Genomic DNA, 26,330 nt, shown 5'->3' with positions numbered 1-26,330 from the left:
GGTGGAGACTGCATTCGACCGGGTCCCGTTGCGGATCGCGGTGGCCCAGCCGACGTGCCGCGCGTACGACGTCGGCGCGAACGTGGCGGCGCACGCGGCGCTCGTCGCTGCGGCGGCGGCCCGGGTGGTGGTCTTTCCGGAGCTGTCCCTGACCGGCTACGAGTTGGACGCCGCACCTGTCGACCCGGCTGATTCCCGGCTGGCCCCGCTTGTCGACGCCTGCGCGGCGGCGGGATCGCTGGCCCTGGTCGGCGCACCGGTGGCCGGCGACCACATCGCCACCCTGGCGGTCGACGGGGCCGGTGTGCGGGTGGCCTACCGCAAGATGTGGCTCGGCGGGGACGAGCCGCGCCGCTTCACGCCCGGCCCGGAACCGGTCGTGCTCACCGTGGACGGTTGGCGGCTCGGGTTGGCGATCTGCAAGGACACCGGGGTGGCGGAACACGCGGCCCGCACCTGTGCTCTGGGCGTCGACGTCCACCTCGCCTCGGTGGTGGAGTCCGCGGCCGACGTGGCGGTGCCCGACGAGCGGGCCCTGCGGATCGCGACCACGCACCGCGTGCACGTCGCGGTGGCCAGCTTCGCCGGCCCGACCGGTGGCGGGTTCCACGAGACGGCGGGCCGCTCGGCGATCTGGGCACCGGACGGCTCGGTGCTGGCCCGCGCCGGCAGCGAGCCCGGCGGGTACGCCCAGGCGACGCTGACCTGAGGTCAGCCGTCCTTCGGCAGGGTGGCCTCGACCCGGTCGAGCAGCTCGTCCATGCGGGCGGCGAAGTCGGCGGGAACCCGCCCCTGCTCGGCCTCCTTCTCGATGCGCTCGCGCAGGTCCTCGATCCGCTTCTGCCGATCCTTGGCGCGGCCCGCGGCGAGCTTGGCGAGGTCCTTGCGCAGCCGATCGGCCACCTTGCCGTCGAGGCCGTCGGTCAGCTGCGCCTCGGTGAGCAGCGCGATGAACTCGGTGGCGAACTCCCGCAGGTTCACCGGGTCGGGCGGCGTCGGCGAAGGGCTGGGTCGCTTCGCGGCCGGCGTGGCCGATGTCGGCGGGGCGGCCGGGGTGCTGGCGGGTGCGGCCGCGGACCGCCCGTCGTCGCCGTCCGGGGCCAGCAGCACACCGAACCCCACGAGCAGCACCAGGACGGCGGCGACCAGCACACCGACCGGGGGACGACGCCTGCCGGGTCGGCCCTGGGCAGGTCGGAACGCCGCCGGGGGCAGCGACCCGGGCGGCCCCTCGGAACCGTACGGGCGGTGGGGCGAGCGGACGGTCCGGTGCACGTCGCCGGCCACGGCGGCGGACCAGTCGCCGGTGCGGTCGACAAGGGTCGGCGGATGCCCCGGGGCCGCTGCGGTGACGGTGGTGACCGGCGCGGCAGGCCCGGTCGGGGGCGTGACGATCGGCAGCACGGCGGTGGACGGACCGGCCGGGCCGGTGGCGGCGGCACGGAACCGGGCGGCGAGCTGGCCGGCGGTGGGACGCCGCACCGGGTCCGGGTCCAGGCAGGCCAGCACCAGGGCGGCGATGTCGGTGGGCAGCCCACTCACCCTCGGCGGCGGCACCGGCCGGCGCTCGGCGTGCACGATCAGGGCGTCCTCCCAGCCGCCCACGGGCAGCGGCACGTCGCCGGTGAGGGCGCGGTAGAGCAGCACGCCGAGCGCGTACACGTCGCTGGCCGGATTCGGCGCGGCCGCCTGCAACCGCTCGGGAGCGGTGTACGCGGGCGTACCCATCATGGGTTCGACGGCGGCCTGTCCGGTGCCGGCGGGCAGCGGCCCGGCGAGCGCGGCGATGCCGAAGTCCAGCACCTTGGCGCCGGTCTCGGTGAGCATGACGTTGCCGGGCTTGATGTCGCGGTGCACCACGCCGATCCGGTGGGCGGCGGCCAGCGCGGCGGCGACCTGGGCGGCCATCCGCAGCGCCGACGGCCAGGGCAGCGGCCCGTCCGCGAGCCGGTCGGCGAGGTTGCGCCCGTCGACGAGTTCCATCACCAGGTACGGCACGATCGCCCCGGCGAGGCCGGCCTCGCCGTAGTCGTACACCTGGGTGACGTTCGGATGGGTGAGCCGGGCCGCAGCGCGGGCCTCGCGGCGGATGGCGGCCCGCAGATCGGGGTCGGCCGCGAAGCCGGCGGCGAGCACCTTCACCGCGACGGACCGCCCGAGCACCTCGTCGTCGGCCCGCCACACCTCGGACATGCCACCGAGGCCGATGCGCTCACGCACCACGTAGCGGTCGTGCAGGCGCAGGTGTGGGGTGAACGGCGACATCAGCGCCCAGTCTGCCTGGTCGATCGGCCCGCGCACCACCCGACGGTGCAGGCGGTGCGCGACGTGCCTCGGTTCGTGGCGATGATGCTGCCCGTCGCTACCGGGTGCAGTGCGGCGTGGCGGTCCGCGGGGCGGGCTGAATCTGGTCGGCCAGTCGCCGCAGGGTCTCGGCGGCGAGGTGGCGGGCACCGCTCAGCCGCGGGGTACGCGGCGGCTCGGGACGGATGGGCGCGTCCGGCCGAGCGGAATTGACGTGTCGGGTGACCGCGTCGATGGCGAAGACGAAGCCGGTGGGCTGTTCCATGGTCAACTCCTCGGGGCGGGTCCGGCGCTGGTCCGGACGACGAGCGTGGTGGGCAGCAGGATCTGGTGTGCGTCGGTGTCCACGGGCGGGTCGAGCAGGAGTTCCGCCGCGCGACGCCCCTTCTGCACACCGGGTTGGCGGACGGTGGTCAGGCCGACGGGCGCCGCCTCGGCGATGTCGTCGAAGCCGGTGACCGCGAGGTGTCGGTCGGCCTCCCGCAACGTGTCGAGCGCGCCGAGGGCGAGCACGTCGGCGCAGGCCAGCACGGCGGTGATCGGCTCAGGGAGGGAGTCCGGCGCGCCCACGGCGGCGGCACCGGCGGGACGGCTGTTGTCGGTCGCCGACAGGATCGTCAGCTGCGACCAGTCGACTCCGACCGCCGCGAAGGCGTCGGCGAACCCGGCGAGCCGTTCCCGGGTGGTGGGGTGTGGCACGTCGGCGAGGTCGCCGACCCGGACCGGCCCGGGTGCGGCGTCGGGCAGCACGCGGTCGGCGAGCAGGGCGACCCGCCGGTGACCGAGCCCGGTCAGGTGCTCGGCCACCGAGCGGGCGGCGGCCCGCTCGTCGATGCCCACCCACCGGTCCTCGGCGCGCGGGCGGGCCGAGGTCGTGACGAAGGGCAGTCCGCGGCTCCGGATCGCGTCGACGATCTCCCCCTCCTCGTCGCCGCCGCAGTAGACGCAGAATCCGTCGACGGCGGCGTTCTCCACGGCCTTGCGGGCGCCGGCCGCGTCGGCGGGCAGCGGCACCAGCAGCAGGCTGCTGCCGTGCCGCTCGGCCGCCTGTGCCACACCGGTGAGGAACTGCGTGGCGAAGGGGTCGGTGAAGGCGTAGGACAGGCGGGAGGTGAACAGCACCCCGATCGCCCCGACGTAGCCGCGTCGCAGGGACCGGGCGGTCGGGTCCGGGCCGGGATAGCCCATCTCCCGCGCCGCGTCGAGGATGCGTCGGCGCAGCTCGGTGGAGAGCTGGTCCGGGCGGCTGTAGGCGTTGGAGACGGTGCTGCGGGAGACACCGACCGCCTCGGCCACCGCGCGCAGTGTGGGTTTCATCGACCCCTCCCCTCTCTGGATCGATTCAGACTAGATCGATCCAGAGATTAGTCGCACGACCGACGAGTGTCAATCGAATGACCGAAGGTGACGGTGCGGACGGTCAGTGGCGGATCAGGCGGCGTCGAACTCCGCGATCATGCGCTTCAGGATCTCCGGCGTACGCTCCGGCGGCTCGGCCTCGACGCAGAGTCGTTCCATGGCCACCGCGTAGAAGTCGAGGTCTTCCCGCTTGTCCAGGTAGAGCGCGCTCGTCAACTGTTCGATGTAGACGATGTCGGGCAGATCCTGGTCACCGAAGCGCAGGATCGTGAAGGCGCCACCAGCGGCGGCATGCCCACCGGCGGCGAACGGAATGACCTGCAACCGCACGTTCGGCGTACGGGTGGCCTCGAGCAACGCCTGCAACTGGCCACGCATCACCGCCGGCCCGCCGATCGGCCGGCGCAGCGCCGCCTCGTCGACCACCGCCCACAGGCGGGGCGGACGCGGTCGGCGCAACAACTCCTGACGGCGCATCCGCAGGTCAACCCGGCGCTCGATCTCGTCGAAGTCGGCCTGGCCGTGGCCGAGCAGCACCACGGCCCGGGCGTACTCGCGGGTCTGCAACAACCCCGGCACGAACTGGACCTCGTAGCTGCGGATCAGTACCGCCGCGGCCTCCAGACCGAGGTACGACTGGAACCACGACGGCAGGACGTCGCCGTACCGGTGCCACCACCCTGGATTGTTGGCGTCGCGAGCCAGCTTGAGCAGCGCGGCACGCTCCTGCTCGGCGGTGACGCCGTAGAGGGTGAGCAGGTCGGCGACGTCGCGTTCCTTGAAGCCGACGCGACCGAGCTCCATCCGACTGATCTTCGACTCGGACGAGCGGATCTCCCACCCGGCGCTCTCCCGGGTCACCCCGCGCGACTCCCGCAGCCGACGCAGCTGCGCACCCAGCAGCATTCGCAGCACGGTCGGGCCTGCCGCCGGGCCCTCCTCGGCGGAAACCATGGTCACCTGCCGTCCTCCGCATGCCATCGTCGGTCGCGCCGGTGGACCGGCCCGACCGACGTGTAAGCATGCCATGAACCTTCAGTGAGGTGAACATCCCCCGTGTGGGGCAAATCCCGCCGATGGGATGAGCGGATCAGTCGATCAGGTGGTCGAAGTCGCCGTCACGGGCGCCGAGCACGAACGCCGCGATCTCGTCCACTGTGTAGATCAGCGCCGGCCCCTCGGGGTGTCGTGAGTTGCGCATCGCGATGCCCGCTCCGCCGGGCAACTCCGCCAGCTCGACGCAGTTTCCACTGGGATTGCTGCGGCGGCTCTTCAGCCAGGCGAGGGGAGGCAACTGGTTGGCCGGTACACCGTTGGGCGGCTGCTGCATGGGGCGTCTGTTCTCTCCGATAGGCGCCGGCGCCGTGGGAGGAGCGGTAGCGGCACGAGGGTGTGGGTTTTCTCGTTCACATGCACGTGCATCTGCTATTGCATCTGCAATGGACAGCGAGCATGATAGCGCATGAGTATGGTGCCCATCCGCTCACAATCAGTTACACAAACCTGGTTGCCGCCAGGGGAAACGAGGCATCTGGCGACACTCGTCAGCCAGGGGATGGGCGCGCGTTGCGGCGAGGGGAGGACGGGGTGCCGGATCCGCTGACCGTCGCGTCCGGCGTCTGTGCGGTGGGAGCCCTGCTCTCCTCCTGGCAGCTGAGCCGCCGAGCCGTACGCGCCGAGGCCGAGATCGACCGCCTTCAGGCCGAGCTCACCGCCGAGCGACACGCCGCCAGCCATGACCCGTTGACCGGTCTGCCCAACCGGCGCGCCTTCTACCGGCTCGCCGCGGCGCTGCTCACCGACAACGCCGGCCGACCGCTCGTCGCCGTGGTGCTCGACCTGGACAACTTCAAGGAGATCAACGACCGGTACGGCCACGCCGCCGGAGACAAGGTCCTGATCAGTGTCGCCGAGCGGCTGGCCACCTTCGCCGGCGACAACCTGGTGGCTCGGCTCGGCGGTGACGAGTTCGCGGGGCTGCTGGCCAGCCCGACTGTCGACCACCGCTGGCTCGACCACGCCACCGGCCGGCTCTACGAGATGCTCGCCGCACCGATCCCGCTGGGCGCGGCCACCGTGCGGGTGACCGCCTCGGTCGGTCTGGCCCCGGTGCACGGCACCCAGCTCACCGAGGCGCTCGACCGCGCCGACGCGGCGATGTACGAAGCCAAGGCGATCGGATCGGCCCGCGCCCACCGGGCGTTGCGCGACGCCCCGCATCTCGCCGAGTGCTGACCGCGCTGTTCCGACGCCACCCCGGGTCCGCCGCAACGGCGGTGCGCCGGCTCAGATCCCCAGCCGCAACCCGGCGTGGCGGGCTCAGTGCCAGGTGTGAGCCGGCGTGACCGGCTCAGTGTCAGATGTGAGCCGGTAGAGCGCGACTCAGTGCCAGCCGTAGCCGGCGCGGAGGGCTGCGCTGACCCGGTCGAAGCGGGGACGGTCCAGCACCGCGCCTTCGCGCCGGATGCCGTCCTCCCGCATGGTGAGCACCCGGTCGAGCCGCACCCAGCTGGGTCGCTTGTCCCGGTCCCACTCCCCCGGCCCGAGGGCCAGCCAGTGCCGTTCGCCGTCGCGATCCCGGCTGGAGAGCATCAGTCCGAACAGCGTCCGGCTGTGTCGACCCACCACCAGCACCGGCCGGTCCTTACCCTGGCGGGGGTCGTCCTCGTAGGACACCCAGGTCCAGACGATTTCCCCCGGGTCGGCGTGGCCGTCGGGCTCCGGAGCGTACGACAGTTGCCGACGTTGCAGCGCACTTACCTGGCGGGGCCGCGCGACCTTGGCCGGGGTCGGCCTGGGACGCCGCGGGGCCGGAATCACCGCGCTGACGCGGGCCGCCATACTCCTCAACAGACCTGCCACGGCGGCAGCCTATCGGCTGGCGCCGACCGCCCCTACGCCAGGGAGGCGTCTGTTCGACAGCCGAACGGCCAGGACGGGTCAGCTCGACAGCCGAAGGGCAGGATCGGCGCAGACCCGCAGCTCACCAGCGACCGAGGCCGCTCAGGGCCAGGTCTCGTCCGGCCCACTGATCGGGTCGATGCTGCCGTCGGCGGCCGTGGGTAGCCCGGCCACCAGGGCCCGGAACTCGTTGACGGTGACGGCCTCGCGCAACGTCGCGAAGACCGCCGCCGCGCCGAGGCCCGCGGTCTGCTCGTCGACTCCGGCCCGCTCGCCGACCCGGCGCAGGAAGTCCCCCGGCCCGCTGGTGAACGGGTCACCGGCGGTGTCGCTCAGCTCGTCCGGCAGGTATCCGGTGGGATCGGTGGTCGGTTCACCGGTCATCCGTTCCGCCAGGGTCCGCAACACCGCCCGCGCCACACCGGCGGACTGGTCCGGTGACAGCCCGGACCGACGCGACACCGCGTCGACGAATAGGGGAAACCGCACGGCACCCTCCCGTCGTCAAGCCCGCGCTGGTTACCCCCGCCCCGGCCGGATAAACGGTGGCCGTCGTTCACCTCGCCCCGGAGCTCTCCTCGTCGGTCAGGGACAGTCGGGCCTCGCACCAGTCGGCGGCACGATCCTGGTCCACGCTGTAGCACAGCTCCCGGGGCGCCTCCGGGCGACCGGGTGACCTGTCGAACGGAAGCCCCCGGCCCGCGTAGTCGTGGTGGGCCTTCAACAGCCGGGTCAGCCCCGCCATCGCACCGATGATCTTCTGCCGGGGCCGGCCGGTGCGCTGGCTCAACTCCTCGACAGTGAACCCCCGTCCCGGCTCGGCCGACAGCGCGTCGAGCAGCGCCGCGACCGTACGGTGGGTGGCGCTGGCGCCCCGGCTGAGCCGCCGCAGTTCGTCGACAGTCCAGCCCTGCGTCGGCGCGTCGGGCCGGGGTGTGGACCGGCGTCGCGGCAGCGGGGCGGTCCGCCGCCGGGCGTCGAGGTCGGCCAGCAGACGGGCGACGTGCGGCAGGTGTGCCACCGGCACCGCCACCAGGACCATGCCCGGCGGGGCGGACGGCGTCGGCGGCCCGGGCGGTTCCCGGTTCGCCTCGGTCACGACGCCGACGGCGTGGTCGTGGTGGGCACGAAGCGGTAACCGAGGCCGCGTACGGTCACGATCATCGGCGCCTGGTCGCCGTCGAGGGCGAGCCGCCGACGGAGCCGCTTGACGTGCACGGTCAGGGTGTTGGAGGTGTCGTCGGAGATCCCACCCCACCCGGCGGCGAGCAACTGCTCGCGGGTGACAGTCCGCTCGGCATTGCTCATGAAGAAGTACAGCAGGCGGAACTCCTTCATCGGCAGGGCCACCAGCCGACCGTGCTGGCTCACCTCGAACGTCGCCGGATCCACCCGCAGCCCGCCCAGCTCGATCGGCGGGTCGAGGGCACCGGAGGTCTCCGGGCGGATCGCCCGCAGGATCGGCAGCACCTCGGTCGCCCGGTAGGGGCGGCGGACCCCGGCTGTCGCGCCCGCCTTCAACGCCGCGGCGGCCACCCCACCGTCGTCGTCGCCGACGCCCACCACCGTCGGGATGCCGGCCCGGCGGGCGAGCAGCCGTACCACCTCGGTGCTGCTCATGGTGGTCAGCCCCGAGGCGACGACGGCGGCGTCCGGCTGCAGGGCGCCGGCGTCCAGCAGCGCCTCGGCGGCGCGCGGGTAGTGGTGTGCGCGTACCCGATGATCGGCCAACTCGGCGACCAGCGCGCCACCGACGCTCTCGTCGTCGTCGATCACGAGCAGCACGAAACGCCCGTTCGAGCCCACCGTCGTCGTCGCTTTCGTCACTCAGCCGAAGCGACCGGTGATGTAGTCCTCCGTACGCTTGTCGGCGGGGTTGGTGAACAGCTTGCCGGTCTGGCTGAACTCGACAAGCCGACCGTGACGCACCTGCTTGTCGTCCACCTCGGCGGTGAAGAAGGCGGTGTAGTGGCTGACCCGGGCGGCCTGCTGCATGTTGTGCGTGACGATGACGATCGTGTAGTCGCTGGTCAGCTCGAACATCAGGTCCTCGATCTTCGCCGTGGCGATCGGGTCGAGCGCCGAGCAGGGCTCGTCCATGAGGATGACCTCGGGCTTGACGGCGATCGTCCGGGCGATGCACAGCCGCTGCTGCTGGCCGCCGGAGAGCGCCAGGGCGCTCTTGCGGAGCTTGTCCTTGACCTCGTCCCACAGGGCGGCCTTGGTGAGCGCCTCCTCGACGTGGTCGTCGAGACGGCCCTTGATGCCGTTGATCCGCAGGCCGTACGCGACGTTGTCGAAGATGGACTTCGGGAACGGGTTGGGCTTCTGGAACACCATGCCGATGCGGCGGCGGACCTGGATCGGGTCGACGTCGCGGGCGTACAGGTCCTGGCCGTGGAAGGACACCTCGCCGCTGACCCGGGCGCCGGGGATCGGGTCGTTCATCCGGTTGAGCGCCCGCAGCACTGTGGACTTGCCGCAACCCGACGGCCCGATCATCGCGGTGACCTGGTTCTGCTGGATCGGCATGGTGGTGCCGCGCACCGCCTCGTAGCTGCCGTAGTAGACGCTGACGTCACGCAGTTGCATCACCGGCGTGTCGGTGGGCTCGACACCGGAGGCGGTACCGCCGGGGGCGTGCACCGCGACGGAGGGGCGGGTGGTGAGGTTGTTGCTGGCCATGTCAGCGCTCCTTGATGGCGAACCGGCTGGAGATGAAGCGGGCGATGACCGTGAAGCTGAGCACGATCACGATGAGCGTCAGTGCCGCACCCCAGGCCCGGTCCTGGGCGGCCGGGAACGAGGTGCTGGCGTTGCGGAAGATCTGTGCCGGCAGGGCGGTGTTGGAGCCGTCGAAGAGGTTCCAGTTCGGCGTGAAGACGATGCCGGTGACGATGATGATCGGCGCGGTCTCGCCGGCCGCGCGGGCCACGGCGAGCAGTGAGCCGCTGGTGATGCCGGAGATCGCCGCCGGCAGCACCACGGTCAGCGTGGTCTTCCACTTGCGCGCGCCCAGCGCCATGCTCGCCTGGCGCAACTCCTCCGGGACCAGCCGGAGCATCTCCTCGCTGCTGCGGATGACCACCGGCAGCATCAGGCAGGCAAGCGCCAGCGCACCGGCGAAGCCGGTCTGCTGACCGACGAGCAGCACCCAGCTGATGTAGACGAACAGACCCATCACGATCGACGGCACGCCGGTCATCACGTCGGCCATCAGCCGGATCACCCGGGCCAGCGGCTTCTGCTTGCCGTACTCGTTGAGGTAGATCGCGCCGAAGACGCCCAGCGGGATGGCCATCAGCGCGGCGGCGCCGGTGATGACAAGCGTGCCGATGATCGCCGGCGCCATGCCGCCGCCTTCCCGGCGGTAGGAGTTGGGGATGTCCTCGGTCAGGAAGGACAGGCTCATCACCCCGGCGCCCTTGCCGATGACCGTGTAGGCCACCAGGGCCAGCGGGATGACGGCGAGCAGCACGGCCCCCCAGATGGCGGCCGTGGCGAGGTGGTTGGTGAACCGGCGACGGCCCGACAGGGCGGCCCGGGTCAGGTCGGGTCCGCCGGTGGCCGGGCGGGTGGCGGGTGGTGCGGTGACGCTCACGCGACGCTTCCCTTCATCCGGGCCTCGGCCCGACGGACGACCGTCTGGGCGAGCACGTTGATCAGCACCGTCATCGCGAAGAGCACGACGCCGAGGCCGATCAGGGCCGCGGTGAAGGTGCCGGTGGACTCGCCGAACTGCTGCACGATCACGGCGGCCATCGAGTTGCCGGGGGCGAACAGGTTGGCCGTGATGTTGGTGGCGCCGCCGATCACCAGGGCCACCGCGATCGTCTCGCCCATCGCCCGGCCGAGGCCGAGCATCACCGCGCCGACGACGCCACCGAAGCTGTGCGGGAACACCGCGCCGCGGATCATCTCCCAGCGGGTGGCGCCGAGCGCGAGGGCAGCGTCCTTGTCGGCGCGCGGCACGGTGCTGAACACCTCGCGGGTGATCGAGGTGATGATCGGCGTGACCATGATCGCCAGGATGAGACCGGCGGTCATGAAGTTCCGCCCGCTGCTGACCGGGCCGAAGATGCTGCCCAGCACCGGAATGCCGCCGAAGACGTCGTGCAGCCACTGGTAGACCGGCACCATGGCGGGCGCGACGACCAGGATGCCCCAGAGACCGAAGACCACCGACGGTACGGCAGCCAGCAGGTCGATCACGGTCACCGCCGGCCCGCGCAGCCGGCGCGGCGCCAACTCGGTGAGGAACAAGGCGATGCCGACCGAGACCGGCACCGCGAACAACAGGGCGATGAGTGACGAGATCGCCGTGCCGAACGCGAACGACAGCGCGCCGAAGATCGCGTCACCGGCGGCCGGGTTCGGGTCCCAGGTCCGTTCGGTGAGGAACCGCAGGCCCATCGCGTCGAACGCCGGCCATGCCTCGCGGACGGTGGTGATCAGGATCAGCCCGAGAATCGCCAGCACCAGCAGGCCGGTGCCGAGCGTCCACCAGGAGAAGACGCGGTCGCCGAGTGCGCTGCTGCCGCGTTGGGACAGCGTCGACCGGGCGGTGGGGGGCTTGTTCGTCAAGGTCATCTTTACTCCAGCTCAGGTACCCGGCTGGGGACGGGATCGCGTCGATCCCGTCCCCGGCTGGCGATCTTGGTCCTGATCAGCCCTGGATCTTGTCGACCTGGGCCAGCGCCTTCTCCTTGAGGGAGGCGGGCAGCGGCGCGAAGTCGATCTCCTTGGCCAGGTCCTGACCGTCGTTGAGCAGGTACGTGAGGAAGCCCTTGACCAGGTCGGCCTTGGCGGCGTCGCCGTACGAGGTCTTCACGATGATGAAGGTCGGAGCGGTGATCGGGTACGAGGTGGCACCGGCGGCGTTGAGCGGGTTGTAGCTCAGGTCCGCGGCGATCTCGGCGCCCTCCAGGCCGGCGGTGGTGCCCTCGATCGTCGGCTCGACGAACTGGCCGTCCTTGTTCTTGATGGCGGCGAACTTCAGGCCGGTGGCCTTGGCGTCGCTGAGGTCCACGTAGCCGACGGCGCCGTTGGTCTGCTGCACGATCTGGGCGACACCTGTGTTCTTCTCGCCACCCTGGGTGCTGGCCGGCCAGTTCACGGTGTCACCGCTGCCGAGCTTCCAGGTGCCCGCCGCAGCGGCGTCGAGGTACTTGGTGAAGTTGCTGGTGGTGCCCGAGCCGTCCGAGCGGTGCGCGACCACGATCGGGGTGCTGGGCAGCGTGACGCCCGGGTTGTCGGCCTTGATCGCGGCGTCGTCCCAGGTCTTGATGTCGGTCTGGAAGATCTTGGCGAGCGTCTCCGGGCTGAGCTGGAGCTTGTCCACGCCCTGCAGGTTGTAGGAGATCGTGATCGGCGCCGCCACGGTCGGGACGTAGAGGAACGAGCCGGCGGCCACGCCGTCGGTGTCCTTGACCAGGCTGTCGGTGCCGGCGAAGTCGACCAGACCCTCACCGAACTGCTTCTTGCCGGTGCCCGAACCGGTCGCGTTGTAGGTGACCGTGACCTTGCCGGCCTCACCCTTGAAGGCCTCGATGACCTCTTGGTAGTACGCGTCGGGGAAGCTCGCGCCGGACGCCTTCAACTCACCGGACAGGTTCGCGTAGGCGCTGTCGCCGCCGCTGTTGCTGCCGGGCTCCGTGCTGTTGTCGTTGCTTGCGCAGCCGGTAAGCGCGAGCGCGGCAAGCGCGACGCCGGCGAGGACGCGCCGCGAAAGCACGTTGCGGTTCACCAGGTAAGCCTCTCTATCGGGGTGCATCAGCCCGTCCGGGCCGTACGCGAATCAAGCTGTCAGGCCCAGGTAGCCGGACTCCCGGCACCAGGTGAACGAAAAATGAACTTGGCGGCACCGGTGATGGCCGACCGGGAACGAGATGTGACGCTCTGGCGCACCGACGCCTCAGATGCCCGGTATGGGCACCCGGCTCAGAGCCGGACGGTCCCGGTCACCAGGTAGACGACCTGCCGGGCGACGTTCACGGCCTGGTCGGCGTAGCGCTCGTAGTAGCGGCCGACAAGCGCCAGGTCGATCGCCGACTCCACGCCGTACGACCAGCCGGAGACCAGCATCGACAGCAGGCGTTCCTGCGCGGCGTCGACCTCGTCGTCGTCGAGGCCGAGCTGCATCGCGTCCAGCGGGTCCCGGGTGGCCAGCACCACGGTCGTCTTGTCGGCGATGCGGGCCGCCGCGTGCGCCATCTCGGTCAGCACCGGCACCGCCGGCGCCGGCACCACACCCACCGGGTGGCGCATCAGGACGACCTTCGCGATGTGTACGGCGAGGTCACCCATCCGGTCCAGGGCGCCGGCGATGCGCAGCGCGCACACCACCAGACGCAGATCGGAGGCGACGGGCTGGTGCCGCACCAGCACCTCGGGGATCATGGCCTCGGCCTCGGCGCGGCGGCGGGCCAGGACCGCGTCGTCGGCGATCACCGTCTCGGCCGCGTGTCGGTCGACGTCGAGCAGGGCGACGCTGGCTTGCCGGATCGCCGCACTGGCCTCGCGGCTCATCGTCGCCAGGATTCCGGTGAGCCGGTCAAGTTGCTCGTCGTAGCTCTCGCGGCCCATCGCCCCTCCGTCCCACCGGGGCCACGGCCCGTCCTGCCGCAGTACCCGCCCAACGTCAGGCTGAACACCGTGGCACGGCGCCGCCGGGCTGGTCGGCGCCCTGGCCAGCAACCTACCTGCCGAACCCGCCCCACGCCCGCTCCACGCCCGCTCCGCAATCCGCCGGCAGGGCTTTGTTAAAAGGGGGCCCTTGCTATACATCAGGCGTTAAGAAGGTGCCCTTCCTTACATCTCGGCGAGGAGGTCGAGCAGGAGGGCGGCGGTCCAGCTGAAGGCCGGGGAGCCGAGGCCCGCGCCGGTGTCCGGATGGAAGTACTCGTGGCACCCCGCCGTGGCCGCCAGCTCGATCATCGACGCGCCCAGGCCGGCGGCCAGTCGGGGGTGCCCGTGTGTCAGCAGCCCGTACCGGACCAGCCAGTTGATGTTCATCCAGCTGGGGCCGCGCCAGTAGCGCAGCGGCTCGAAGTCGACTGCGGTGCGGTCGTGGCTGGGCAGCGGGCGGGTCATCCGGGCGGCGAGCCCGAAGCGGGGTGAGCCGGCCTCGACGAGGATCGCCTCGACCTGCGCGGTGGGCAGGTCCGGCAGGATCAGCGGGGTCAGCCCGAGCACCGTCCGGGCCGGGGTGAGCCGGCCGGTACGCAGGTCGCGGGCGTGGAAGGTGCCGGTCGTCGGGTCGTAGAGCCGGTCCACAAGCGCGGTGGTGATCGCCGCGGCGCGCTGTCGGTGCGGGCCAGGGTCCGCGCCGATCTCCTGCGCGATGTGCGCCAGCGCCGACTCGGCCGCGCCCATCGCCGCGTTGAACAGCGGACACTCCACCAGGAACGGGTGCCGGTCGGCCAGCTGCTCGTCCCGGTAGCCGGCCGCCCGGTAGGCGGTGACTATCGCGACGTAGCGCGCGTAGTCCAGGTCCGTGGGGCGGTGCGCGGCGGCGGCGTGCACGATGTCGCGCCGACGGTACGCCCGCAGCACCGCCGCCTCGGCCGGCACGGCGGCCAACGGCTCGTCCCAGGCCGGGCTGTTGTCCAGCCCGGACTCCCACGGATGCACGATGCTGGCCAGCCCGGCACCACCGACGTCACGATGGTTGCTCAGGTAGTGCTGCTGAGCCACCAGGCGCGGATAGAGCCGGCCCAGCGCGGCACGGGCCGGCTCGGACGGTGCCCGGCGGTAGGCGTGCCATGCGGCCAGGGCGTGCACCGGCGGCTGGACCAGCCCGGAGGTGGCCGTACGCGGTGTGCCGGCCACCGAGGTGGTGGCCCAGAAGGCTGGTCCGGGGAAGTAGGCGTCGTCGGCGACCACCGGGTTGAAGACGATGTGCGGGACCCGCCCGTCGCGCCACTGGGCGTCGAACAGGCTGGTCAGCTCCGCCCAGGCGCGCTCGGGGCGCAGGTGCGCCCAGCCGATGGCGATGAACGCCGAATCCCAGCTCCACTGGTGCGGGTAGAGGGTGCGAGAGGGCACCGTGTGGTCGTGCTCCCAGTTGCCGTCGAGTGTGGTCCGGGCCACCGCGGCGAGGGCGGCCCGTTCCCGTGCTGCGGTGTCGGCAGGCGGGGTGTCCCCCGGCCCGACTGCTGGCACAACCTGTTCCACCATGTGTCACTTCCCGGTAGCGCTGGGTTCCAGAATAGGCTCCGGCCAATTCGACGCTCGCCGGACCCGGCCGCCGGCTCCCGGTGGCAACGATCACGAGATAGTCTGGGAACCGGCGCATATGGGTCGAAGGTGGTCGATGGCGCAGACCCGATCCATGCGTACGGGGGCGGCCGCAGGTCCAGTGGCATGACGAGGCGAAGGAGCCCCGGATGAAGCAGTCGCGGCAGGGTCCCACGGGCACCCAGGGCGCGGACTACACCGAACGCTTGCAGCAGCTCAGCGGCGCCCGCTGGAAGCGGGTCCTGGACGTGCAGGCGCCCTACCGGTGGAACCTGCGCCGGCTGCGCCTGGGCCGGACCCTCGACGTCGGCTCGGGACTCGGCCGCAACCTGATCAACCTCGGCGAGGGGGCGATCGGGGTGGACCACAACCCGACGTCGGTGGCGCACAGCCGCGCACTCGGCCTGCAGGCGTACACCACCGAGGAGTTCTTCGCCTCCGAGCACGCCCGGCCGGGTGCCTTCGACTCGCTGCTCGCCGCGCATCTGCTGGAGCACATGCCGGCCGAGCAGGCCCGCGCGGTGGTCGCCTCGTACCTGCCGTTCGTCCGCCCCGGCGGCCGGGCGGTCTTCATCACCCCGCAGGAGCGTGGCTACCACAGCGACTCGTCGCACGTCCGGTTCGTCGGCTTCGCCGAGGCGGCCGAGGACTGCGACGCACTCGGCCTGAACGTGCAGCGGCAGTACTCGTTCCCGTTCCCCCGCGCCGCCGGGCGGGTGTTCACCTACAACGAGTTCGTGACGGTGGCCCGACTGCCCTGAGCGCCGCTGGTTACGGTGGTCCGATGAGCGAGCGCAGCACCGCCCCGGGCAGCCCGACCCGCTGGGCCACCGACACCGGACCGGAACACTCGCAGTGGTACGTCGACCGGTTCCGGCAACTGGCCGCCGAGGGCGCCGACCTGGCCGGTGAGGCACGGCTGGTCGACGCACTGGTGCCGCCACGCTCACGGATTCTCGACGCCGGCTGCGGCACCGGCCGGGTCGGCGCCGAACTGGCCGCTCGCGGCCACACGGTCGTCGGCGTGGACGCCGACCCCGTGCTGGTCGAGGCCGCCCGCGCCGACCATCCGGGGCCACGCTGGCTGGTCGCCGACCTGGCGACGTTGGATCTCGCCACGGCCGGGGAGCCGGAGCCGTTCGACGCGGCGGTGCTGGCCGGCAACGTGATGACCTTCGTGGCCGCCGGCACCGAGGTGGCGGTGCTGCGTCAGGTGGCCGCGCACGTACGCCCCGACGGGGTGATCGCGATCGGCTTCGGCACCGACCGGGGCTATCCGCTTGCCGACTTCGACGCCCATGTGGCCGCCGCCGGGCTGCGGCGCGACCACCGCTTCGCCACCTGGGACCTGCGCCCGTGGCACGACGACGCGGACTTCGCCGTCAGCGTGCTGCGCCGCCCCGCCTGACCACGTCACGAGTCGCGGTCCGCGCCGCCCTCCGGACCGGCCGCGCCCTCCACAGCGGGTGCGGCCTGCGGAGCGGGTGCGGCCCCGCCGTGGGAGGTGCGGGCCGGCGGCAGCGGGCGGATCGGGGTGATCGTGGGGAGGTAGGCGATCGCGTCGAAGCTCTCGGTCAGCGACGGCAGGTCGTAGTAGTGCTCCTCGTCGCGTTCCGCCTCGTAGAGGCCGGAGATCAGACGGGTCCGCCAGGGCCGGTCGAGTTGGTGCGCGAGGTTGGCGGCAGGTTGGCCGCGCAGGTCGACGACCTGTGCACCGGTACGGTCGAGCAGCGCCTCCACCGATGTCGGGTCCGGCGGCGGGATCTCGGTGCCCGGTATCCGGCCCCGGCCGACGGTGATGTGCACGGCGGCGTATCCGCCGCCCAGCGCGGCCCGCAGGTGGGCGCCCATCATCGTGTCGCCGTGCGCCGCGACGTGAGCGCTGCCCTCCCAGACGACGACGCGGTCACCGGTACGCCGGTGGTGATCGAGCAGTCGCCCGGCGGCGTCGCGTTCCTCCCGGGCGGTGTCCCGGCCGACGCCGATGGCGTTGCCGTGGAAGTCGACAATCGCGTCGACCAGTCGCAGCGCCTCGTCGCCCCCCGGGCCGTCGGTCACGCCGGCGACCAGGTCGCGGGCGGTGCGGGCGAGGTGGACGAACGGTACGCCGGGGTGGGTGCCGAGCCGGCGTTGGACGTGTTCGCCGTTGTCGTGGGCGGTCCGGATGATGTCGAGGAGTTCACCGACCCGGGTGGCGGCCGCCGGGTCCAGCGGGGCGAGCAGTTCCGTGACCCGGTCGTAGTCGGCGGGCAGGGTGCCCGGGGCGTTGACCGCGACGACGCGTACCCGGTCGTGCGGGTGGGTCTCGTTGTGCCGTCGGAGCCGGATGAGCGCGTCGCGCATCTCCACCGTCCGCCACGGGCCCCACGCCTGGGCGAGGGTCGAGGTCAGGTCGACGTCCTCGCCCCGGACGAACCGGTCGTAGCGGTCACCGACCCGCTGGTTGTCCAGCAGCGCAATGGTCCGGAAGCCGCGCCGGATGAGCGCGTGGGTGGTCTGCTCGACAAGCCGGAAGGGTTCGGTCGCCTCGCGGGTGCTGGTGCCCAGGCCGACGACGGTGGCCGTCCCGACGAGGGCGGCGAGTCTCTGCGCGGTGCGGTGCTCGTCCATTCCCCGACGATGGGACTTGAACCATTGTTGAAGTCAAGTCGTGAGGTCAGCGGGCCGGGTCGTGCCGCCCGATCTCGCACAGCTTGGCACCGGACTCCATCGCGGCGAGTTGCGCCTTGAGGTGGCGTACCCGCTGCTCGACCTCGGTCACCAGCCGGCCCGCGACCCGCTCCCAGTCCTCGCGCTGCGGATCGACCGGCAGGTCGGTGAACAGGTCGGCGATCTCGCGCACGCTCAGGCCGACCCGCTGGGCGAGCTTGGCCACCTGGATCCGACAGGCGGCGGACTCGTCGAAGCGACGCTGGTTGCCGGCGGTGCGTACGGCGGTGACGACCCCGTGGTTCTCGTAGAACCGCACGGCCGACGGCGCGACACCGCTGTCGGTGGCCACCTCGCTGACGCTGTACGTGCGATGTTCGAGAACCGTCATGACGGCAGGATAGGCACCTCGCCCCGTTGACCTCAACTAATGTTGAAGTTGCAGGCTGGTGGTCATGAGCGGTCCGACCGAACACCACAGCCCTCCCACCGACGTACGCATCGCCGTGATCTCGGGCAGCGTCCGCACGGAGCGGATGGGTCCGACGATCGCCGGCTGGGTCGTCGCCACCCTCGACGACACCACCGTCGATCTGATCGACGTCGCCGACGTCACGTTGCCGGACGACAGTCTGCTGTGGCCCGGTGGTGGCCCGAGAAGCGAGGTGGCCGACCGGATAGCCGCGGCCGACGGGTTCGTCTTCGTCACACCGGAGTACAACCACAGCTACCCCGCCGCGCTGAAACGGCTGATCGACTGGCACTACGCCGAATGGCGTCTCAAGCCGGCGACCGTGGTGGCCTACGGCGTGCAGGGCGGGCACGCGGCGATCGAGCACCTGCGCGGGGTGCTCGCCGAACTCGGCGTGGTGGCGACCCGGCGGGCGATGGGTCTGCGCGCACCGTGGCAGTTCCTCGACGATCAGGACCGGTACGCCCCGGACCCGGAGGTCTGCCAGGGCCTGGCCGCGAGCCTGGCCGAGCTGCGGTGGTGGGCCGAGCTGTTGGCCGAAGCCCGCCGCGACCGGCCCCTGCCGGTCTGACGTTCCTACGGGGACAGCCGACCCGGCCGCGCCTCGGTGCCGCAGTGGCGTCGGGGGCGCGGTCGGGTCGGCTGGGCGTCAGCGGTCAGTCCGCCGAGTTCAGCCGGGCAAGGTGCGCCTCGTCGAGGGTGAGGGCGACTCCGTCCAGGGCCGCGTCGAGCTGGTGGAGTTTGCTGCCGCCGAGGATGGGCCGGATGCCCTGGCTGACCAGCCAGGCGAGCACCACCTGGCCGCGCGTCGCGCCGGTGTCGCGGGCCACCGCGTCCAGCGCCGCCAGCCGGCGGGTGTTGCCCGGATGGTCGTAGACCTGCGGGATCGACTTGGCCGGATTGTCGTACGCCCCGCTCAGCAGCGGCGTGTAGGCCCAGAGGTCCATCCGGTGCGCGCGGGCGAAGTCGAGTTGCTCGTCGCTGAGCACCCCGTGCGGGTGGACCACGCCGTCCGGTCGGGTGCCGGGGCGTACCCGCAGGTAGGTGGCGTTCAACTGGAACGCGTCGATCGGCATGGTGCCTCGGGCGGTCGCGTACGCGCGGGCCCGTTCGATCCGCCAGGCCGGGTGGTTGGAGGCACCGACCCGGCGTACGGTGCCGGCGGTGACCTGCTCGGCGATCGCGTCCACGCTCTCCTCGATGGGCGTGGCCCGATCCTCCTGGTGCAGCCAGAGCAGGTCGACGTGTCCGACTCCCAGCCGGTCCAGGCTGCCGGCGAAGGCGTCGCTTATCGCCCGGCGGCTCAGCCCTGCCCGGTGTGCGGGCCAGGAGCCCTTCCACAGCGGCTCCGCGCCGACCTTGGTGGCGATGCGCACCCGCTCACGGACGCCGGGGCGGGCGGCGAGCCAGCGGCCGAGGATCCGCTCGCTGTCCCCGCCCCGTCCGTCCGGGCTGTGCCAGAACGCGTAGCAGTCGGCGGTGTCGATCCATTCGCCCCCGCGTTCCACGAACCGGTCGAGCAACTCGAACGACGTCTTCTCGTCGACGACAGTGCCGAAGGTCATCGCGCCGAGCACAAGAGCGGACACGGCCGGGCGTCGAGCCTCATCGAGGTGATCCGAAGTCATGCGACCACGATTCAACCTGGAGCGCGCTCCAGGTCAAGCGGTACGGTCCCGAGGGTGAGGACGTACACACCCGCCGAGGCGGCGCGGCGCAGCGGTTTCTCCATCGACACCTTGCGCTACTACGAACGGGAGGGCATCCTCGCGCCGGTGGCGCGTACACCCGGTGGGCGTCGGGTCTACCGCGACAGCGATCTGTCCACACTGGATTTCCTGCGCTGCCTGCGCGACGCGGGCATGCCGATCGAACGGCTGCGTCGCTACGGCGAGCTGTGCCGCGACCCCGACACCGTCGCCGAACGCGTCGAACTGCTGCGCGAGCACGCCGCCGCCGTCCAGCAGCAGATGGACCAGCTTCGAAGCTGGCAGGCCCGGGTCGAGGAGAAGCTCGCCTGGTACGAGAGGCAGCTCGAACAGAGCTGAAGACCGTCGACGTCGCCGGGGCGGCAGATGATGCCGCCTGTGTGAATTACGCCATTTTATGCTTGTTTGTAAGCTTGGCCTGGTAGTTGGCTGGTCGGCATGGCACGCATCGCATACAACGCAGCCGACGCGGCGGCGTTCAAGGCCACCCGACACGTCACCGAGGACAGCCTCGCCGCCTGGCAGGCCGCCGTGATCCGGCATCTCGACCCGCAACCGGGGATGCGGGTGCTCGACCTGGGCTCCGGCACCGGAAGTTGGGCGCGGGCCTTCACCACCTGGCTGCCCGACGCCGAGGTCGTCGCCGTCGAACCATCAGCGGCGATGCGGGAGCAGAGCGTGTTCGCGCCGGTCCTGGCGGGCAACGCGGCGCACATCCCGCTGCCCGACGGCAGCGTCGACGCGGTCTGGCTCTCCACCGTCATCCACCACGTTCCCGACCTGCCCGCCGCCGCACACGAACTGCGCCGGGTGCTGCGCCCCGGCGCCCCGGTGCTCATCCGGTCGGGGTTCGCCGGTCGACCCGAGAGGATCAGCCTGTTCCGCTACTTCCCGGAAGCCATCGCGGTGCTCGACACCTTTCCGAGCATCGCCGACGTCGAAGCCGCCTTCGGCGCGGCGGGCTTCGCCCTGGCCGCCGTCGAGCAGATCCCCGAACTCACCGCCACGTCGCTCGGCGAGGTGGTCGCGAGCCTGCGTCGGGAGGCGCACACCCTGCTGCAACTGATCGACGACGACGCGTACGCCGCCGGGCTGCGGCGACTGCACCAGGCCGCACAGGCGGACAGTGGACCGGTGATCGACGCGCTCGACCTGCTCGTCCTGCGCTGATCGTGTTTCGGGCCACCGGGCAATCGTCGACTCCACTACGGTCATCGGTGGACAGCAGCAGGTCGTCGCCGGAAGGGCCGTGATGCCGGGTCGGTTCGTGTACTGGATGAACGTCTCCGTCGATCTGCGGATCGAGTACGCCACGGGCGAGGCGGGCGGCGGCAACTGGATGCGCATCACCGAGCCGCTGCACCGCGTCTTCAACGAGCGGGCCCGGGCCATGTCGCTCGCGGTCGAGGGCCGCACGATCTACGAGACGATGGAGTCGTTCTGGCCGGCCGCCCGGCACGACGACGCGCTGCCCGACTTCCTGCGCGAGTACGGCGAGATCTGGACCTCGATGCCCAAGGTGCTGGTGTCGCGCACCCGCACGCACGCCGAGCACAACACCCGGATCATCGGCGGCGACGACGCGATCGAGCAACTGGCGCAGCTGCGCGCCGAGACCGGCGGTGTCATCGGCGTCGGCGGCGCCACCCTGGCCACCCAACTGCTGCGCGCCCGGCTGCTCGACGAGGTGCTGCTGTTCACCCATCCGGTCGTGCTCGGCAGCGGTCGGCCGCTGTTCGACGCGTACGACGAGCCGCTGGAACTGGACCTGCTCGAACAGGCGTCCTTCGACGAGGGTGTGACGATGCACAGGTACGCCGTCCGGAACACCCGCCCCGCGTCGTCGTGAGCGCCATCCGGGCGGCCACCACCGTGATCCGTCCTGCCCGCGACAGCGACGCGGACGCCGTCGCCGAGGTGTTCCTGGCGTCCCGAGCAGCCGCCATGCCCTACCTTCCGCGACTGTACGACGACGAACAGACCAGGGCGTGGATCACCCAGGTGATGCTGCCGGCCAGCACCACCTGGGTGGCCGAGTCCACGGCGACCGCCGAGATCCTCGGCTTCGCCGCCCTCGACGGCGACCTGCTGGCACACCTGTACCTGCGGCCCGACGCCCGCCGGCAGGGCATCGGCACCGCGCTGCTGGCCCGGGCACAGCAGGCCAGCCCGGGTGGGCTCAGCCTCCGCGTCTTCACCCGCAACACCGCGGCGCGGGTCTTCTACGAGCGGCACGGTTTCCGCCCGGTCGACAGCGACGACGGCAGCCGCAACGAGGAGAACGAGCCCGACATGACGTACCACTGGCCGGGTCTGCGCTGACCCACGACGGGTCAGCCCACCTCGGGCAGGTCGGCGGCGGCACCACGGAGGGCGGCGACGCTGGCCAGCACCGCGGGATGGTCGGCCGCACCCAGCCGGTACGCGATCCGGGTTCGTCGGCGGATGGGCAGCGGAATCAGGCGGGTGCCGGCCGGTGGCCCGTCGACAGCCAACTGTGGCACCAGCCCGACACCCTGACCGGCGGCGACCAGGGCGAGCACGGCGGTGAAGTCGTCGGCGTGGTGGCGCACGGTGGGGCGGAATCCGGCCAGTTCACAGGCGTGCAGGGTGACGGCGTGACAGAGCGTTCCCGGGCTGCCGATGATCCAGTCGGCGTCGCGTACCGCACGCATCGGGTCGTCGGGCACCGGGTCGGCGGCGGGCAGCGCGAGGAACACCGTCTCGTCCAGCAGCGGCGTCGAGTCCAGCGCCGGGTCGGGCTGCACCGGCACGATGTCGTAGTCGTGCACGAGGGCGACGTCGAGGCGACGCTCGCGCAGCGCGGCCGGCACCGCGACCGGATCCAACTCGGTGACCAGCAGATCCAACCCCGGATGCTGGCGGGCCAGGTCGACCAGGGCGGGTAGCAGCAGGGGACGCACCGCGCTGGGGTACGCCCCGATGCGTACCGTGCCGAGCAGTCCACCGCGAGCGGCGGCGAGGGTGGCCTCGGCGGCTTCCAGCCCGGCGAGGATCACCTCGGTGTGCTGCACCAGCGCCGTCGCGGTGGCGGTGAGGCGTACCCCTCGACCGACGCGTTCCAGGAGCACGACGCCGGTCTCCCGTTGCAGCGCGGCCAGCTGCTGGGAGACGGCGGACGGTGAGTAGGTGTGCGCCTCGGCGACGGCGGCGATGGTGCCGAGGCGGGCCAGGTCGCGCAGCAGACGCAGCCGACGAACGTCAAGCATCAGCTCAGCTTACGGATTCGTGGAGGAATCGGAACTGGTGCTTCACGCTGTGCGGTCGCAGGCTTGTGGCATGACACCCACCGGACTGTACGTACCGCTGATCACGCCCTTCGACGCGCGCGGCGAGGTCGACCAGGACGCGCTGACCCGCCTCGCCGACCAGGTGCTCGCCGACGGCGCCGACGGTCTGGTGGCCCTCGGCACCACAGGCGAACCGCACGCGCTGAGCACCACCGAGCAACGCGCGGTGCTCGACACCCTCGGCGCTGCCTGTCGGCGACACCGCGCCGGCTTCATGGTCGGCGCGCACACCGCCGAGGACCTGCGCGCCCTCGCCGGGCGGCCCGGCATCACCGCGGCGCTGTGCCTGGTGCCGCCGTTCCTGCGCCCCGGCGAGGAGGCGGTGCTCGCGCACTTCGCCCGGCTGGCGGAGGTCTCCCCCGTGCCGTTGGTCGTCTACCACGTGCCGTACCGCACCGGGCAGGCGCTCTCCGCCGGGGCGCTGCGTCGCCTCGCCGACCTGCCACAGGTGGTGGGCGTCAAGCACGCGGTCGGCGGCATCGACGCCGACACCATCGCCCTGCTCGCCGACCTGCCACCGGACTTCGCGGTACTCGGCGGCGAGGACGCGTACCTCTCGCCACTGCTCGCGCTCGGCGCACACGGCGGCATCCTCGCCTCCGCGCACCTGGCCACCGCCGACTACGCCGCCCTGGTCGCGGCCTGGCGCGACGGGGACCTCGCCCGCGCCCGGCCGCTCGGACACCGGCTCGCCACCCTCTCGACGACGCTGTTCGCCGAACCCAACCCGTCGGTGATCAAAGCCGTGCTGCATGCCCAGGGACGCATCCCGACCCCGACGCCGCGCCCACCACTGCTGCCCGCCACCGCCCAGGCCACGGCACTGGCGTTGGCGTGCGCCGAGGAGGTGACCAGGACGGCCGACCCGCGCATGGTCACCTCGACCGTCGGGACGTCATCGCGGTGTGACGCCGGGGCGTGACCATTGCGCGGTGGGGCGGCCGTTGAGACGCCACGGGTGCCCGGTGACCCGAGGCCAGCCTTCAGGCGAGTTCTCCCAGTTCTCCTGCCGGCCGTACACCGTGAGGTCCAGGGCGTGGTAGGTGGTCGTCAACGCCTCCACGCCCCGCCCGGTGGTCCAGTAGGTCTCGTAGACCTTGTCGCCGTCGCGCAGGTAGCACGCGATGAGCCCGAAGCCGCGACCGTCGACCAGGGCCGGGTCGGAGTCTTTCGCCGAATACCAGGGGAACCGGTAGCCCATGAACTCCGCGAACGGGGCACTTTCGTCGTAGGACCCCTGGCAGAACACGGCGTAGGTGACGTCCCGCGCGTGCAGGTAGTCAAGCATCTGCATGTGACAGGTCGAGAAGGTGCACCCCTCACACTGCTGCTCGTACGGTTTGCCGTCGTGCCACATGTGGAAGTAGGCGATGAGCATCCGACGGCCCTCGAACACCTCCACCAGCGGGATGTCCCCGCCAGGTCCCCGCACCGTCACCGTCGGCATCAGGGTCATCGGCAGCTGACGACGAGCGGCGGCGATCGCGTCTCCTTCGCGGGTGTGTGCCTTCTCCCGGGCCAGCAGTTCGTCACGCTCGCGCAGCCAGGTCTCCCGGTCGACGATCGGGGGCGCGGCGGCGCTGGAGGTGGGGGTTGCCGTCATGGCTGTCTCCTTCGTGCAGTGGGGATCGGTCACAGGTACAGACGACCGAGTCGGCGATCGTCATCGGTGACCGATGACAAATGGGTCCACGGTCGTCAGTACGGTAGTGCGGACCAATCAGCCCCGGAGAAATCACATGTCCGACTCGCCTGATGAGCAGGCGCTCTGGCTGCAGCGCGCCTTCGACGAGCACCGGCGTGAGCTGCACGTCCACTGCTACCGCCTCGCCGGCAACGTCACCGACGCGGACGACCTACTCCGGATCGAGAACGGGAAGATCGTGGAGAGCAACGCCTTCATCGGTGCCCGCCACGTCGCCGCCTTCGGCATGCCCGCCACGCTCGAGCCCGACGCCGGAGCCGAGTGACGTGGGAGTACTAGGAGCTGATCGACCGGCGGGCCGCTTGCGGGTCCAGGCTCGCTCCGGCCGGGACCAGGCTCACCAGGCCCGCCGGCAGCCGGACGGGACGGGTCTGCCCGTAGCCGAGCATGGTGGCAACCTCGGCGTCGGCGAGCACGTAGCGCCGGCCCAGGTCGGTGACCACGCAGAGCGCGCCGCCGGCGGCGCCCGGGGTCGCCGTCGCCTCGACCAGGGCGCCGCTGCCGGGCTCGACCAGCACGTGGTCGGCCACCGTCCGGCCGGCCGCCGCCGCGACGGTGGGCGTGGCGGCGGACAGGTCGGGCAGGGTCGCGTCCAGGCGCAGGTCGACGCCGGTCAGGTCGTCGCCGACGAGGGCGCAGAGCACCGGTGAGCCGGGGGCGGCCAGTCGGGGCGGCGCGCTCGGTGGCGCGTCGGGGCCGGTGGGCGCGAGATCGGGCAGCTTCGGCAGGGTGGCGAACCGCCCGAGGCTGATCTGCTCCGGTTCGCGCTGGCCGGTCCGGGCGAGTTGCAGGCCGGCCTGCAACTCGGTGACGCCGGCGAGGCCGTCGCGCAGCACCACCGCGTACTGTCGTCCGCCGCCGGAGTTGCTGACCAGCAGGACGTCGCCGATCCGGGCGTCGACCACCCGGTCGGAGGGCTCGCCGAGGTCGGGCAGGTGCAGTGGGGCGAGGTCGAGTCCGGCGGGCACGGTGTTGAGCACGGCCGCGGCGACCGGGACGGCCCGGGCGCGGGTCGTGGCCAGCGCGGCCAGCACCCGGTCGGCGTCGCGGATCAGGTGCCGGCGCTGTTGCCGTACCAGGTGCAGCCGGCCGCCCGGGTCACGCAGGATCAACGCCTCGTCGCGCAGCGGCCGCCCGCCGGGGTCGCCGGTGCCGATCAGCAACACCGACCGGGGATCGCGCCGGCCGGCCTGCGGGCCGGTCGAGCAGACCGTCCAGGGCGCGGCGGAGAGCCGGTTGGCCGCCGGCAACGAGTCGGGTGCGTCGGCGATGCCCAGGGGCAGCCCGCGGGGTACGCCGTCGATGGCGCGTCGCGACACGAGCACGGTCTTCGGCTGTTCGGCGCCGATGACCAGCAGCGCCGAGGTGTAGTTGGGCACCGGGTGCAGCCGGTTGTCCCGGTAGACGAACCGGGCCCCCGACTCCTTCTCCACGATCACCGCCGCAGTGTCGCGCCACTTCGCCGCACCACCGGTGAACAGGCCGTAGAGGGCGAAGCCGCCCAGCCCGACGACCGCCACCAGGACGCTGGCCAGGCCCGCCCCGGCGAGCCGGCGAAACGGTGACTGCGCGGGGTCGGTTTCGCGCATGACCAGCGCGGCGACCACCCGCTGGAGGGTGAACTGATACGAGTGCAGCTGATCCTGCCGCGACGGCATCGCTTCCCTTCCGGCGAGGTGATC

At 71.8% G+C, this 26,330-nt stretch carries 32 protein-coding genes; 11 read left to right on the top strand and 21 right to left on the bottom strand.

Going from position 1 to position 26,330, the window contains the following annotated elements; all coding sequences use genetic code 11:
- The first annotated feature begins 1 nt into the window (after window position 1).
- The gene (locus Vgi01_RS10385) at window positions 2-709 is read left to right on the top strand and encodes a carbon-nitrogen hydrolase family protein (protein ID WP_204290860.1); all 708 of its coding nucleotides are present in this window, start codon (window positions 2-4) and stop codon (window positions 707-709) included.
- A gap of 2 nt (window positions 710-711) precedes the next feature.
- On the opposite strand, the gene Vgi01_RS10380 is transcribed toward Vgi01_RS10385, so the two are convergent.
- The 5 genes from Vgi01_RS10380 to Vgi01_RS10360 all read right to left on the bottom strand — a co-directional run bounded on the left by Vgi01_RS10380 (window position 712) and on the right by Vgi01_RS10360 (window position 4,993).
- Window positions 712-2,301 (bottom strand): serine/threonine-protein kinase, encoded by a 1,590-nt coding sequence (locus Vgi01_RS10380; protein ID WP_239088884.1) that lies wholly within the window; start codon window positions 2,299-2,301, stop codon window positions 712-714.
- 61 nt (window positions 2,302-2,362) lie between these two features.
- A complete protein-coding gene (locus Vgi01_RS10375) occupies window positions 2,363-2,569 on the bottom strand; it encodes a hypothetical protein (protein ID WP_204290858.1) in 207 nt (68 codons plus the stop codon).
- Between the two features lie 2 nt (window positions 2,570-2,571).
- Window positions 2,572-3,621, bottom strand: coding sequence for a LacI family DNA-binding transcriptional regulator (locus tag Vgi01_RS10370; protein ID WP_102657216.1), 1,050 nt, complete (start codon window positions 3,619-3,621; stop codon window positions 2,572-2,574).
- 114 nt (window positions 3,622-3,735) lie between these two features.
- Entirely contained in the window at window positions 3,736-4,617 is an 882-nt protein-coding gene (locus tag Vgi01_RS10365) for a Sco1979 family transcriptional regulator (protein WP_373306919.1), read from the bottom strand.
- Between the two features lie 136 nt (window positions 4,618-4,753).
- The gene (locus Vgi01_RS10360; RefSeq protein ID WP_013733736.1) at window positions 4,754-4,993 is read right to left on the bottom strand and encodes a DUF397 domain-containing protein; all 240 of its coding nucleotides are present in this window, start codon (window positions 4,991-4,993) and stop codon (window positions 4,754-4,756) included.
- Window positions 4,994-5,250: 257 nt separating this feature from the next.
- Here Vgi01_RS10360 and Vgi01_RS10355 point away from each other — a divergent pair, with 257 nt between their 5' ends.
- On the top strand, window positions 5,251-5,898 hold the full coding sequence (locus tag Vgi01_RS10355; RefSeq protein ID WP_102657214.1) for a GGDEF domain-containing protein: 648 nt from the start codon (window positions 5,251-5,253) through the stop codon (window positions 5,896-5,898).
- Between the two features lie 147 nt (window positions 5,899-6,045).
- Here the strand turns inward: Vgi01_RS10355 and Vgi01_RS10350 are convergent, their stop codons facing one another.
- From Vgi01_RS10350 to Vgi01_RS10305, 10 genes are all read right to left on the bottom strand, one after another.
- Window positions 6,046-6,525: a type II toxin-antitoxin system PemK/MazF family toxin gene (locus Vgi01_RS10350; protein ID WP_204290857.1), complete on the bottom strand. Its 480-nt coding sequence runs from the start codon at window positions 6,523-6,525 to the stop codon at window positions 6,046-6,048.
- Window positions 6,526-6,666: 141 nt separating this feature from the next.
- Window positions 6,667-7,053, bottom strand: coding sequence for a DUF2267 domain-containing protein (locus Vgi01_RS10345; RefSeq protein ID WP_102657212.1), 387 nt, complete (start codon window positions 7,051-7,053; stop codon window positions 6,667-6,669).
- Between the two features lie 67 nt (window positions 7,054-7,120).
- Window positions 7,121-7,663 (bottom strand): hypothetical protein, encoded by a 543-nt coding sequence (locus tag Vgi01_RS10340; RefSeq protein WP_102657211.1) that lies wholly within the window; start codon window positions 7,661-7,663, stop codon window positions 7,121-7,123.
- Window positions 7,660-8,391: a winged helix-turn-helix transcriptional regulator gene (locus tag Vgi01_RS10335; RefSeq protein ID WP_204290856.1), complete on the bottom strand. Its 732-nt coding sequence runs from the start codon at window positions 8,389-8,391 to the stop codon at window positions 7,660-7,662. Before Vgi01_RS10335 ends, Vgi01_RS10340 begins: the two co-directional genes overlap by 4 nt.
- Window positions 8,392-9,249, bottom strand: a complete 858-nt coding sequence (pstB, locus tag Vgi01_RS10330) for a phosphate ABC transporter ATP-binding protein PstB (RefSeq protein WP_102657209.1) — start codon at window positions 9,247-9,249, stop codon at window positions 8,392-8,394.
- Between the two features lies 1 nt (window position 9,250).
- Entirely contained in the window at window positions 9,251-10,165 is a 915-nt protein-coding gene (pstA, locus tag Vgi01_RS10325) for a phosphate ABC transporter permease PstA (protein WP_102657208.1), read from the bottom strand.
- Window positions 10,162-11,154 carry a phosphate ABC transporter permease subunit PstC gene (pstC, locus tag Vgi01_RS10320; protein WP_102657207.1) on the bottom strand — a complete coding sequence of 331 codons (993 nt, stop codon included), beginning with the start codon at window positions 11,152-11,154 and terminating at the stop codon, window positions 10,162-10,164. Before pstC ends, pstA begins: the two co-directional genes overlap by 4 nt.
- 76 nt (window positions 11,155-11,230) lie before the next feature.
- Window positions 11,231-12,310 carry a phosphate ABC transporter substrate-binding protein PstS gene (pstS, locus tag Vgi01_RS10315; RefSeq protein WP_102657206.1) on the bottom strand — a complete coding sequence of 360 codons (1,080 nt, stop codon included), beginning with the start codon at window positions 12,308-12,310 and terminating at the stop codon, window positions 11,231-11,233.
- Between the two features lie 194 nt (window positions 12,311-12,504).
- Window positions 12,505-13,149, bottom strand: a complete 645-nt coding sequence (phoU, locus tag Vgi01_RS10310; RefSeq protein WP_102657205.1) for a phosphate signaling complex protein PhoU — start codon at window positions 13,147-13,149, stop codon at window positions 12,505-12,507.
- A 225-nt stretch (window positions 13,150-13,374) separates the two neighbouring features.
- Window positions 13,375-14,742, bottom strand: a complete 1,368-nt coding sequence (locus Vgi01_RS10305) for an MGH1-like glycoside hydrolase domain-containing protein (protein WP_204290855.1) — start codon at window positions 14,740-14,742, stop codon at window positions 13,375-13,377.
- Between the two features lie 209 nt (window positions 14,743-14,951).
- Here Vgi01_RS10305 and Vgi01_RS10300 point away from each other — a divergent pair, with 209 nt between their 5' ends.
- Window positions 14,952-15,563: a class I SAM-dependent methyltransferase gene (locus tag Vgi01_RS10300; RefSeq protein ID WP_102657203.1), complete on the top strand. Its 612-nt coding sequence runs from the start codon at window positions 14,952-14,954 to the stop codon at window positions 15,561-15,563.
- A gap of 23 nt (window positions 15,564-15,586) precedes the next feature.
- A complete protein-coding gene (locus tag Vgi01_RS10295) occupies window positions 15,587-16,210 on the top strand; it encodes a class I SAM-dependent methyltransferase (protein WP_204290854.1) in 624 nt (207 codons plus the stop codon).
- A gap of 5 nt (window positions 16,211-16,215) precedes the next feature.
- Here Vgi01_RS10295 and Vgi01_RS10290 read toward each other — a convergent pair whose 3' ends face one another.
- Window positions 16,216-17,412 carry an erythromycin esterase family protein gene (locus Vgi01_RS10290; protein ID WP_204290853.1) on the bottom strand — a complete coding sequence of 399 codons (1,197 nt, stop codon included), beginning with the start codon at window positions 17,410-17,412 and terminating at the stop codon, window positions 16,216-16,218.
- A 46-nt stretch (window positions 17,413-17,458) separates the two neighbouring features.
- Complete coding sequence (locus tag Vgi01_RS10285) at window positions 17,459-17,842, bottom strand: MerR family transcriptional regulator (RefSeq protein ID WP_204290852.1); 384 nt, start codon at window positions 17,840-17,842, stop codon at window positions 17,459-17,461.
- 64 nt (window positions 17,843-17,906) lie between these two features.
- Here Vgi01_RS10285 and Vgi01_RS10280 point away from each other — a divergent pair, with 64 nt between their 5' ends.
- Window positions 17,907-18,494, top strand: a complete 588-nt coding sequence (locus Vgi01_RS10280; RefSeq protein WP_204290851.1) for an NADPH-dependent FMN reductase — start codon at window positions 17,907-17,909, stop codon at window positions 18,492-18,494.
- Between the two features lie 85 nt (window positions 18,495-18,579).
- On the opposite strand, the gene Vgi01_RS10275 is transcribed toward Vgi01_RS10280, so the two are convergent.
- The gene (locus tag Vgi01_RS10275) at window positions 18,580-19,551 is read right to left on the bottom strand and encodes an aldo/keto reductase (RefSeq protein ID WP_102657198.1); all 972 of its coding nucleotides are present in this window, start codon (window positions 19,549-19,551) and stop codon (window positions 18,580-18,582) included.
- A 54-nt stretch (window positions 19,552-19,605) separates the two neighbouring features.
- Here Vgi01_RS10275 and Vgi01_RS10270 point away from each other — a divergent pair, with 54 nt between their 5' ends.
- From Vgi01_RS10270 to Vgi01_RS10255, 4 genes are all read left to right on the top strand, one after another.
- Window positions 19,606-19,971 carry a MerR family transcriptional regulator gene (locus tag Vgi01_RS10270; RefSeq protein WP_102657197.1) on the top strand — a complete coding sequence of 122 codons (366 nt, stop codon included), beginning with the start codon at window positions 19,606-19,608 and terminating at the stop codon, window positions 19,969-19,971.
- Window positions 19,972-20,070: 99 nt separating this feature from the next.
- Window positions 20,071-20,802, top strand: coding sequence for a class I SAM-dependent methyltransferase (locus Vgi01_RS10265; RefSeq protein ID WP_204290850.1), 732 nt, complete (start codon window positions 20,071-20,073; stop codon window positions 20,800-20,802).
- Window positions 20,803-20,884: 82 nt separating this feature from the next.
- Complete coding sequence (locus tag Vgi01_RS10260) at window positions 20,885-21,481, top strand: dihydrofolate reductase family protein (protein WP_204290849.1); 597 nt, start codon at window positions 20,885-20,887, stop codon at window positions 21,479-21,481.
- Window positions 21,478-21,954, top strand: a complete 477-nt coding sequence (locus tag Vgi01_RS10255; RefSeq protein ID WP_239088883.1) for a GNAT family N-acetyltransferase — start codon at window positions 21,478-21,480, stop codon at window positions 21,952-21,954. Before Vgi01_RS10260 ends, Vgi01_RS10255 begins: the two co-directional genes overlap by 4 nt.
- 11 nt (window positions 21,955-21,965) lie before the next feature.
- On the opposite strand, the gene Vgi01_RS10250 is transcribed toward Vgi01_RS10255, so the two are convergent.
- Entirely contained in the window at window positions 21,966-22,862 is an 897-nt protein-coding gene (locus Vgi01_RS10250) for a LysR family transcriptional regulator (RefSeq protein WP_102657194.1), read from the bottom strand.
- A 70-nt stretch (window positions 22,863-22,932) separates the two neighbouring features.
- Here Vgi01_RS10250 and Vgi01_RS10245 point away from each other — a divergent pair, with 70 nt between their 5' ends.
- Window positions 22,933-23,865, top strand: a complete 933-nt coding sequence (locus tag Vgi01_RS10245; RefSeq protein ID WP_239088882.1) for a dihydrodipicolinate synthase family protein — start codon at window positions 22,933-22,935, stop codon at window positions 23,863-23,865.
- On the opposite strand, the gene Vgi01_RS10240 is transcribed toward Vgi01_RS10245, so the two are convergent.
- On the bottom strand, window positions 23,839-24,546 hold the full coding sequence (locus Vgi01_RS10240) for a DUF899 family protein (RefSeq protein ID WP_102657193.1): 708 nt from the start codon (window positions 24,544-24,546) through the stop codon (window positions 23,839-23,841). The genes Vgi01_RS10245 and Vgi01_RS10240 overlap by 27 nt on opposite strands.
- Before the next feature lie 136 nt (window positions 24,547-24,682).
- On the opposite strand from Vgi01_RS10240, the gene Vgi01_RS30570 reads away from it, so the two are divergent.
- Window positions 24,683-24,913 (top strand): hypothetical protein, encoded by a 231-nt coding sequence (locus Vgi01_RS30570; RefSeq protein ID WP_239088881.1) that lies wholly within the window; start codon window positions 24,683-24,685, stop codon window positions 24,911-24,913.
- A 10-nt stretch (window positions 24,914-24,923) separates the two neighbouring features.
- Here the strand turns inward: Vgi01_RS30570 and eccB are convergent, their stop codons facing one another.
- Entirely contained in the window at window positions 24,924-26,306 is a 1,383-nt protein-coding gene (gene eccB, locus Vgi01_RS10230; protein ID WP_204290848.1) for a type VII secretion protein EccB, read from the bottom strand.
- Window positions 26,307-26,330: the final 24 nt, after the last annotated feature.

It is taken from the genome of Micromonospora gifhornensis, from assembly GCF_016863515.1.
In the GTDB taxonomy this organism is placed as follows: Bacteria; Actinomycetota; Actinomycetes; order Mycobacteriales; family Micromonosporaceae; genus Micromonospora; species Micromonospora gifhornensis.
This window is presented reverse-complemented; position numbering and strand designations above follow the sequence as displayed.

What these genes read in the sequence shown, in the direction of transcription:
- Vgi01_RS10375 (WP_204290858.1), bottom strand. Translation starts at nt 2,569, where the DNA reads ATGGAACAGCCCACCGGCTTCGTCTTCGCCATCGACGCGGTCACCCGA.
- Vgi01_RS10370 (WP_102657216.1), bottom strand. Translation starts at nt 3,621, where the DNA reads ATGAAACCCACACTGCGCGCGGTGGCCGAGGCGGTCGGTGTCTCCCGC.
- Vgi01_RS10365 (WP_373306919.1), bottom strand. Translation starts at nt 4,617, where the DNA reads ATGGTTTCCGCCGAGGAGGGCCCGGCGGCAGGCCCGACCGTGCTGCGA.
- Vgi01_RS10360 (WP_013733736.1), bottom strand. Translation starts at nt 4,993, where the DNA reads ATGCAGCAGCCGCCCAACGGTGTACCGGCCAACCAGTTGCCTCCCCTC.
- pstB (WP_102657209.1), bottom strand. Translation starts at nt 9,249, where the DNA reads ATGGCCAGCAACAACCTCACCACCCGCCCCTCCGTCGCGGTGCACGCC.
- pstC (WP_102657207.1), bottom strand. Translation starts at nt 11,154, where the DNA reads ATGACCTTGACGAACAAGCCCCCCACCGCCCGGTCGACGCTGTCCCAA.
- phoU (WP_102657205.1), bottom strand. Translation starts at nt 13,149, where the DNA reads ATGGGCCGCGAGAGCTACGACGAGCAACTTGACCGGCTCACCGGAATC.
- Vgi01_RS10305 (WP_204290855.1), bottom strand. Translation starts at nt 14,742, where the DNA reads ATGGTGGAACAGGTTGTGCCAGCAGTCGGGCCGGGGGACACCCCGCCT.
- Vgi01_RS10300 (WP_102657203.1), top strand. Translation starts at nt 14,952, where the DNA reads ATGAAGCAGTCGCGGCAGGGTCCCACGGGCACCCAGGGCGCGGACTAC.
- Vgi01_RS10295 (WP_204290854.1), top strand. Translation starts at nt 15,587, where the DNA reads ATGAGCGAGCGCAGCACCGCCCCGGGCAGCCCGACCCGCTGGGCCACC.
- Vgi01_RS10290 (WP_204290853.1), bottom strand. Translation starts at nt 17,412, where the DNA reads ATGGACGAGCACCGCACCGCGCAGAGACTCGCCGCCCTCGTCGGGACG.
- Vgi01_RS10285 (WP_204290852.1), bottom strand. Translation starts at nt 17,842, where the DNA reads ATGACGGTTCTCGAACATCGCACGTACAGCGTCAGCGAGGTGGCCACC.
- Vgi01_RS10280 (WP_204290851.1), top strand. Translation starts at nt 17,907, where the DNA reads ATGAGCGGTCCGACCGAACACCACAGCCCTCCCACCGACGTACGCATC.
- Vgi01_RS10275 (WP_102657198.1), bottom strand. Translation starts at nt 19,551, where the DNA reads ATGACTTCGGATCACCTCGATGAGGCTCGACGCCCGGCCGTGTCCGCT.
- Vgi01_RS10265 (WP_204290850.1), top strand. Translation starts at nt 20,071, where the DNA reads ATGGCACGCATCGCATACAACGCAGCCGACGCGGCGGCGTTCAAGGCC.
- Vgi01_RS10260 (WP_204290849.1), top strand. Translation starts at nt 20,885, where the DNA reads ATGCCGGGTCGGTTCGTGTACTGGATGAACGTCTCCGTCGATCTGCGG.
- Vgi01_RS10250 (WP_102657194.1), bottom strand. Translation starts at nt 22,862, where the DNA reads ATGCTTGACGTTCGTCGGCTGCGTCTGCTGCGCGACCTGGCCCGCCTC.
- Vgi01_RS10245 (WP_239088882.1), top strand. Translation starts at nt 22,933, where the DNA reads ATGACACCCACCGGACTGTACGTACCGCTGATCACGCCCTTCGACGCG.
- Vgi01_RS10240 (WP_102657193.1), bottom strand. Translation starts at nt 24,546, where the DNA reads ATGACGGCAACCCCCACCTCCAGCGCCGCCGCGCCCCCGATCGTCGAC.
- Vgi01_RS30570 (WP_239088881.1), top strand. Translation starts at nt 24,683, where the DNA reads ATGTCCGACTCGCCTGATGAGCAGGCGCTCTGGCTGCAGCGCGCCTTC.
- eccB (WP_204290848.1), bottom strand. Translation starts at nt 26,306, where the DNA reads ATGCCGTCGCGGCAGGATCAGCTGCACTCGTATCAGTTCACCCTCCAG.